Below are 6,231 nucleotides of genomic sequence, written 5' to 3'. Positions count from 1 at the left end.
AATTAATACCGCCCATCTCATAGAGACAGGCGGTTTTTTTAACGTTGATTTCTCAACAAATGCTAGAAAGTTCTAACTTATAGTATTCGGTTCAAACTAACTAATGTTAAATCGAAGAACCGAGTCCGGCGTAGGCACCATAAAAGAAAATGCCCAAGACTGTAATTATACCTAAACCTGCGATCGTAGCGACGACCCACAGGGGAATTCTCCCACTTCCAGACACAGCTTCTCTCCTCCCTTAACAACAAATCAACACACGTTGAATAAACAAAGATTAACAACAATACTTCCAGTTAGTTAAAGAAGTAACTGGAAAACAGAATCCCCAGAACGAAAACTAGTAGTAGTCCCAGGTATAGCGAAGTCCGGTTTAGTTCAACCGGCTGATTATTGGGATTGGGCGATCTTTCTGCCATAGTTGCTCCTAACGTTGAATAAATTGCATTGCGGCGATCGCGCCCAAAAAGAATACAGTTGGTACACCTAAGGTGTGTACTGCCAGCCATCTAACGGTAAAAATTGGATAGGTAACTGGTTGATTGATGTTGTTTCCGCTAGTCATGATCTCAAACTACTTTCCAATAAATTCTTCAACTTGTTTTTTAGCTTCAAAACGGTTCTTCACAATGGGCACTTCCTGCCGCGCTGGTGTGAAATACTCGTTGGGACGGGGTGTACCAAAAGCATCATAAGCCAGTCCGGTGCTGACAAATAGCCAACCAGCAATAAATAATGCTGGGATGGTGATGCTGTGAATTACCCAGTAACGAACGCTAGTAATGATGTCCGAAAACGGACGTTCTCCAGTGGTACCTGACATTTAGATCCCTACCTTATACATAGAGTGTTATTGAGTTTATTATCCTACAAAGATAAGAAAGAGTTACAAGTTGCAACGTTCTTCTCAGAAATTGGCTATGGGGATTAGGGGAGAGGTTATAGGTGACAGGGGAGAGGGAATAATCTGTAACCTGTAACCTGTACCCTATTCCCTTCTTCAAGCTGCCTCTGGGGAAGTTGCTTCAGGGTTCGGTAGATATTTGAGCAAAACGCCGCGATCGCCAATTATAAATCCCCGCTCTGGCTCTAAGAACACAATCTTGTACAAATTAGCCGCAACTTCTTCGATGTCACGGTCTTTTTCCCAAGTTTTGCCACCGTCGCCACTGCGTAGCAAATTACCGCTACCGCCACCTACCCAAATTTCATCGGGTGTGCGATATGCCAAATCTAGTAAACCCCAACTGGTGGATAACTCTGGATATTTTGCCTCTTGCCATTCTTCAGGTTTAGTTGGGTCACTAAACTGAACTTGACCTCCTCTAGCTAGCAACCACAATTGCCCATTTTCACCAAAGCCCATGTTTTCTACCCGCCGAGAACTATTGCGGTTATGGGGAACCCAAGCATCTTGGCCTGGTTCCCAAGTCGAGTAGAAGCTACCCTTAGCAGAAACAGCAATATATTTACCATCAGGAGAACGTTCCAAGTTACGCACCACACCCACTGCTGATTCCACCTGGGCTTTCCAGTTTTTGCCGCCGTCTGTGGTCTTATATATGGCTCCAACATTAGTAGCCATTTCCGCTGTATTGTCTGCTAGCGCCTTAACTGCGATCGGGCTACCTGGTAACTTTTCGCTCAGGGGGATACGCGACCAAGAAGCACCTTCATCGGTAGTATGTAGTAAAAGTCCAGGCTCTCCGGCAATCCAGCCTTCTTTACCTGCAAAACTTACTGAGTCAAAGCGATACTTCTGTTCATCCAGTTGCAGTGTTATTGGTTTCCAGGTATTACCACCGTCATTGGTTTCCAATAGGGTGGCATTGCTACCGACTAAGTAGCCATGCTCAAGGTTATCAGTAAAAGCAATATCCAATAAATTTGAGTCTGTTGGCACAGAAATTACTTTCCAAGGGTTGTAGCTAACAGAGGGAACTTGGCTACAACCTATGCACATCACGACTACTATTAACAAGGCAAATATTCGTTGCCAACCTTTCACAATTGAATGCATCAGTATTTCTTAGTTATTTCTAAATTTTTGTAGGAGTTGGCAGCCAGGATGCTGTAGAACCCTGGCTTTTTGATTTTGAATTTTGTTAGCGCAGTGTAAAGCCTCTGGTAGAGAGTGTTATTTGGAATTGCTTAAAGGCTGTCATTGTAAGCCGTAAAGACTGATAAAAAACAAGAAGCCAAGAGCCAAAGCACCAAAAATTAGGATATTCTTTTGGGTTGGCGTTAGGTTGTTAACACCCAAACCATAACCGAGATTTTCTTTAAAGCCGGATGCAGTACCGGCAGGGCCGATGTTGGCAAAAGCGGTCTTTTTAGCAGAACAAACTGGACAGCGCCAATTTATGGGCAGTTCTGCAAAGCTTGTACCTGAAGCAATATCATCTTTGTCGTCTCCCTTTTCGGGTTCGTAAACATAACCGCAGGCGCGACACTCGTAGCGGTCTAACACCGTAGTCTCAACAGCTGGTTCGCTCATGGCTAAGGCCTCGCAAAGGAGAAATCTTAAATATACGTTAAAAATTATGACATAATTGTTAGACTTTTCTATCACTAGCAAAAGCGAATCAAATACTTGAAGTCCGTCTGTTTCCCAGATTTCAGAAAAACCAAACAGATATAATGTAAAAGAAAGTTACGCAGTTAAGGGATTGGGCGTTGGGTAAAACAGTTCCGAGTTCCGAAAGTTCTGAGTAAAGAAGTGAGATTCCTACTCAGCACTCAGCACTCAGCACTCAGCACTCAGCACTCAGCACTCAAAACTCACTACTTAAAATACTCCATAAGCGGTAGATACTCATTGTGTTTGTCCTCAGCGGTTACGAGTACCTTCTAGGCTTCTTCATCATCTGTAGCCTAGTACCTGCCTTAGCGCTCTCAGCTTCCAAGCTCCTACGACCCAGTGGTTACGCTCCAGAACGTCGCACCACTTATGAATCTGGCATGGAACCCATCGGGGGAGCCTGGATTCAGTTCAACATCCGCTACTACATGTTTGCTCTGGTCTTCGTCGTCTTTGATGTGGAGACTGTTTTCTTGTATCCTTGGGCGGTAGCTTTCCACCGTTTGGGGCTATTAGCATTTATTGAAGCGCTAGTCTTTATTGCAATTCTTGTAGTCGCTTTAGTTTACGCATGGCGTAAAGGAGCTTTGGAATGGTCTTGAATTCTAACTTAACAACCCAGGGTAAAGAACGAATCATCAACCCCATTGAGCGTACTAATGTCACTCAAGACCTTTCCGAAAACGTCATTTTGACGACGGTTGACGATCTTTACGACTGGGCGCGGCTTTCTAGTCTGTGGCCGTTGTTATTTGGTACTGCTTGCTGCTTTATTGAGTTTGCAGCTTTAATTGGTTCCCGATTTGACTTTGACCGTTTTGGGCTAATTCCCCGTTCTAGCCCCCGCCAAGCCGATTTAATTATTACGGCAGGGACTATTACGATGAAGATGGCTCCGCAATTGGTGCGTCTTTACGAACAAATGCCAGAGCCAAAGTATGTAATTGCGATGGGAGCTTGTACAATTACTGGCGGGATGTTCAGCGTTGATTCCCCCACAGCAGTGCGCGGAGTCGATAAACTGATTCCTGTGGATGTGTATTTGCCTGGTTGTCCTCCCCGTCCAGAAGCAATTATCGACGCAATCATTAAGCTGCGGAAGAAAATCGCCAATGAATCGATGCAAGAGCGGGATAAAATTAAGCAAACCCACCGCTATTACAGCACGACTCATAACCTGAAGCCAGTAGAAGAAATCTTAACTGGTAAGTATTTGCAGTCAGCAACTCGCTCTGCACCACCAAAGGAATTGGCAGAAGCAATCGGTATGCCAATACCACCTGCACTGCTGACAGAAAAGGCGCAAAAGGAGGAACAAACCCGTGGCTGAAGAAGAATCTAAACCAGTACCAGCAGAGAAAGAAGAGTCATTGGTACAAGCGGGTAAAGTTTCCCAGTGGTTGACGGAAAATGGCTTTGACCATGAGTTTTTAGCACCGGATAAGAATGGTGTAGAGATAATTAAGGTGACGGCAGATTTCTTGCTTCCTACCGCTACAGCCCTTTATGCCTATGGGTTTAATTATCTCCAGTTTCAAGGTGGTATTGACCTTGGGCCAGGACAGGAATTGGTAAGTGTGTATCACTTGATTAAAGTCGGTGATAATAGCGATCGCCCCGAAGAAGTTCGAGTTAAAGTGTTTTTACCACGGGAAAATCCTGTAGTGCCTTCTGTGTACTGGATTTGGAAGACCGCAGATTGGCAAGAGCGCGAGTCTTACGATATGTACGGCATTATCTACGAAGGACACCCAAATCTGAAGCGGATTTTGATGCCGGAAGATTGGGTAGGTTGGCCTTTGCGGAAGGATTACATCTCGCCTGATTTCTACGAGTTACAGGATGCTTATTAGAGATTGCTGAATCGAGACGCGATGAATCGCGTCTGTACAAGATAGTGGTTTCGGCAGTCATTAACCCCTTTCCGGTGGCGGAGAGGGGTTATGTTTTTGGTGTTTCATGTCAAGTTGGTTGACAAAACTTGCTGTAATTCATTTACTGTATTTACAGTTTTAATTGCTTGCTGAATTGCTTTTAATTTCTGCAAATCTGTAATTTGAGAGATTATCGGCATCAATTCTAAACCTTGATTGCCAAACTTAATTTCTAATGCTAATTCAATTCCTGAATATAATTCCTCCTTTCTTCCTCGCAGTTCTCCGCGTTCTTCCCCTTTGCTAAAAATTTCTTGATACCAAGGTGACTGCTCTAAAAGTGCCATATCCCACCTCAAAATTTGCTGAACTATTGCACTATCTAATACAAACGTAGCAAAAAATCCTAATACTGTTTCTAGTTGATTCAATTGTTCATCCGCACGTAAGATTCGCAATGCGTCTCGAATTGTAGACTCGTTATCACCTCCTTTGAGGATGGGTACAAATGGAAGTAGTGATGGTAATGGTTGTGCAAAGGCAATATTTACATCAACTTCCCACAGGTTAATGACACGGTAATCTTGAATAGCACGTAAACCAGCAATATTTAATTCATAACTTGTCGGTATTTCAGCGTCACTTGCCTTGAGGATATTAATTAGTACTGGATACGTTGGCAAATTATATTTTTCTTCTGCAAGTGCTGCATAAGCACGCATCCTGCGCGGCATTTCTGGTTTATAGCGCAGTTGTAATTCGTTAAGAACGAGAAATTTTCCGTGCTGAGGGCTTTCGGCACTGATTAAAACATCACTTTCTCGACTTATCCACTGAAATTCTGAGTTAAGAATTTCGCCAGCAACAATATCAGGAATTTGCGTTACCCATTTTACCCAGTTATCAGGTGCAAGGCTGATTAAGCGTTTGGTGCTGACATCGGCGGGTTTTATCATGGGGTTGTAAATGCACTGAAAGTTATCAAATAATTGTACTTAAGAGGATGTTTGAAAAGTGGTATGTTGTGATTTTAATCGAATTATTACCCCCCTTAATCCCCCCTTATAAAGGGGGGAAACAAGAAAATCCGGTTCCCTCCCCTTTATAAGGGGAGGGTTAGGGTGGGGTAAATATTTGATACATCAATTATGACTTTTCAAACATCCTCTAAGACTGGATTACAGATATTCAGATTAGCATCGCACCCAATCTAAGATAATTTGAGTGCGATGTCTATGACGGGCTTTGCCTACGCAATTCCTGACTAGAGAAAACTTTTTGACGCAGAGGGGCGCAAAGGAGATGTCTAAGATGCTCAGTGAAATTTTTTAGTAATCGGAATCGCTTTCTCTACCGTTGTATCTATATTTATGGGAAGATTTAACCTAAATATTTAAAGTAGTATGTCAGAAACACCCCAAGACGATCGCATTTGGATCGTGACGGATGATACCCCTCAAATATCGATTCCTAACGGTGCTAAAGGCGGGAGTTCTAATACACGCAGTTGGGGAGACGAAACTATCAGGGAAAGCACTGGTAGCAAAGGGGTAGGAGATGCTGTTAAGGTTAGCGCTCAAACATTAGAGCAAAATATGACTCACTTTCTCAAACTCGTGGGAAGTTTGTTTAGTCAAGCTGAACAGCAAGCAAAAGTCAACTCCAAGATGCAGCTAGATGAAATTGAGCTATCGGTAGAAATTAGTGCAGATGGGGAAGTTAAATTAATTGGCAGTGGTGTCAAAGCTGGGAGTAAAGGAGCAATTAAGCTGAATT

General features: G+C 43.3%; 11 protein-coding genes. 4 read left to right on the top strand and 7 right to left on the bottom strand.

Translation table 11 applies throughout. From position 1 onward, the window contains the following. Positions 1-106 precede the first annotated feature (106 nt). The 6 genes from IQ229_RS09305 to IQ229_RS09280 form a co-directional block, all read right to left on the bottom strand. Positions 107-226 carry a photosystem II reaction center protein J gene (locus IQ229_RS09305; RefSeq protein WP_012411803.1) on the bottom strand — a complete coding sequence of 40 codons (120 nt, stop codon included), beginning with the start codon at positions 224-226 and terminating at the stop codon, positions 107-109. Positions 227-296: 70 nt separating this feature from the next. Beyond that, positions 297-419, bottom strand: a complete 123-nt coding sequence (locus tag IQ229_RS09300) for a photosystem II reaction center protein L (protein ID WP_094332364.1) — start codon at positions 417-419, stop codon at positions 297-299. Between the two features lie 8 nt (positions 420-427). Beyond that, entirely contained in the window at positions 428-565 is a 138-nt protein-coding gene (psbF, locus tag IQ229_RS09295) for a cytochrome b559 subunit beta (protein ID WP_015115279.1), read from the bottom strand. A 9-nt stretch (positions 566-574) separates the two neighbouring features. After that, a complete protein-coding gene (psbE, locus tag IQ229_RS09290; RefSeq protein ID WP_094348030.1) occupies positions 575-823 on the bottom strand; it encodes a cytochrome b559 subunit alpha in 249 nt (82 codons plus the stop codon). Between the two features lie 177 nt (positions 824-1,000). After that, positions 1,001-2,020, bottom strand: coding sequence for a photosynthesis system II assembly factor Ycf48 (locus IQ229_RS09285; RefSeq protein WP_194043103.1), 1,020 nt, complete (start codon positions 2,018-2,020; stop codon positions 1,001-1,003). Between the two features lie 141 nt (positions 2,021-2,161). Continuing rightward, positions 2,162-2,497: a rubredoxin gene (locus tag IQ229_RS09280; RefSeq protein WP_094348032.1), complete on the bottom strand. Its 336-nt coding sequence runs from the start codon at positions 2,495-2,497 to the stop codon at positions 2,162-2,164. Between the two features lie 323 nt (positions 2,498-2,820). Here IQ229_RS09280 and ndhC point away from each other — a divergent pair, with 323 nt between their 5' ends. The 3 genes from ndhC to IQ229_RS09265 are packed head-to-tail and all read left to right on the top strand — an operon-like array spanning position 2,821 to position 4,434. Then, positions 2,821-3,183 carry a photosynthetic/respiratory NAD(P)H-quinone oxidoreductase subunit C gene (gene ndhC, locus IQ229_RS09275; RefSeq protein WP_012411797.1) on the top strand — a complete coding sequence of 121 codons (363 nt, stop codon included), beginning with the start codon at positions 2,821-2,823 and terminating at the stop codon, positions 3,181-3,183. Beyond that, positions 3,174-3,911 (top strand): photosynthetic/respiratory NAD(P)H-quinone oxidoreductase subunit K, encoded by a 738-nt coding sequence (gene ndhK, locus IQ229_RS09270; RefSeq protein ID WP_194043101.1) that lies wholly within the window; start codon positions 3,174-3,176, stop codon positions 3,909-3,911. The genes ndhC and ndhK overlap by 10 nt, the downstream gene beginning before the upstream one ends. After that, positions 3,904-4,434, top strand: coding sequence for an NAD(P)H-quinone oxidoreductase subunit J (locus tag IQ229_RS09265; protein WP_194043099.1), 531 nt, complete (start codon positions 3,904-3,906; stop codon positions 4,432-4,434). Before ndhK ends, IQ229_RS09265 begins: the two co-directional genes overlap by 8 nt. A 104-nt stretch (positions 4,435-4,538) precedes the next feature. Here the strand turns inward: IQ229_RS09265 and IQ229_RS09260 are convergent, their stop codons facing one another. Next, positions 4,539-5,411: an Rpn family recombination-promoting nuclease/putative transposase gene (locus IQ229_RS09260; protein WP_194043097.1), complete on the bottom strand. Its 873-nt coding sequence runs from the start codon at positions 5,409-5,411 to the stop codon at positions 4,539-4,541. A gap of 447 nt (positions 5,412-5,858) precedes the next feature. On the opposite strand from IQ229_RS09260, the gene IQ229_RS09255 reads away from it, so the two are divergent. After that, the coding region (locus IQ229_RS09255; RefSeq protein WP_194043095.1) for a Pepco domain-containing protein at positions 5,859-6,231 on the top strand (373 nt) is incomplete at its 3' end.

It is taken from the genome of Nostoc cf. edaphicum LEGE 07299 (assembly GCF_015207245.1).
Lineage (GTDB): Bacteria > Cyanobacteriota > Cyanobacteriia > Cyanobacteriales > Nostocaceae > Nostoc > Nostoc edaphicum_B.
The sequence above is the reverse complement of the archived record's forward strand: the minus strand, read 5'-3'. Positions and strand labels throughout refer to the sequence as shown.

Coding starts and splice junctions, on each gene's coding strand:
- psbF (WP_015115279.1), bottom strand. CDS start 565: ATGACTAGCGGAAACAACATCAATCAACCAGTTACCTATCCAATTTTT.
- IQ229_RS09260 (WP_194043097.1), bottom strand. CDS start 5,411: ATGATAAAACCCGCCGATGTCAGCACCAAACGCTTAATCAGCCTTGCA.
- IQ229_RS09300 (WP_094332364.1), bottom strand. CDS start 419: ATGGCAGAAAGATCGCCCAATCCCAATAATCAGCCGGTTGAACTAAAC.
- IQ229_RS09285 (WP_194043103.1), bottom strand. CDS start 2,020: ATGCATTCAATTGTGAAAGGTTGGCAACGAATATTTGCCTTGTTAATA.
- ndhK (WP_194043101.1), top strand. CDS start 3,174: ATGGTCTTGAATTCTAACTTAACAACCCAGGGTAAAGAACGAATCATC.
- IQ229_RS09280 (WP_094348032.1), bottom strand. CDS start 2,497: ATGAGCGAACCAGCTGTTGAGACTACGGTGTTAGACCGCTACGAGTGT.
- psbE (WP_094348030.1), bottom strand. CDS start 823: ATGTCAGGTACCACTGGAGAACGTCCGTTTTCGGACATCATTACTAGC.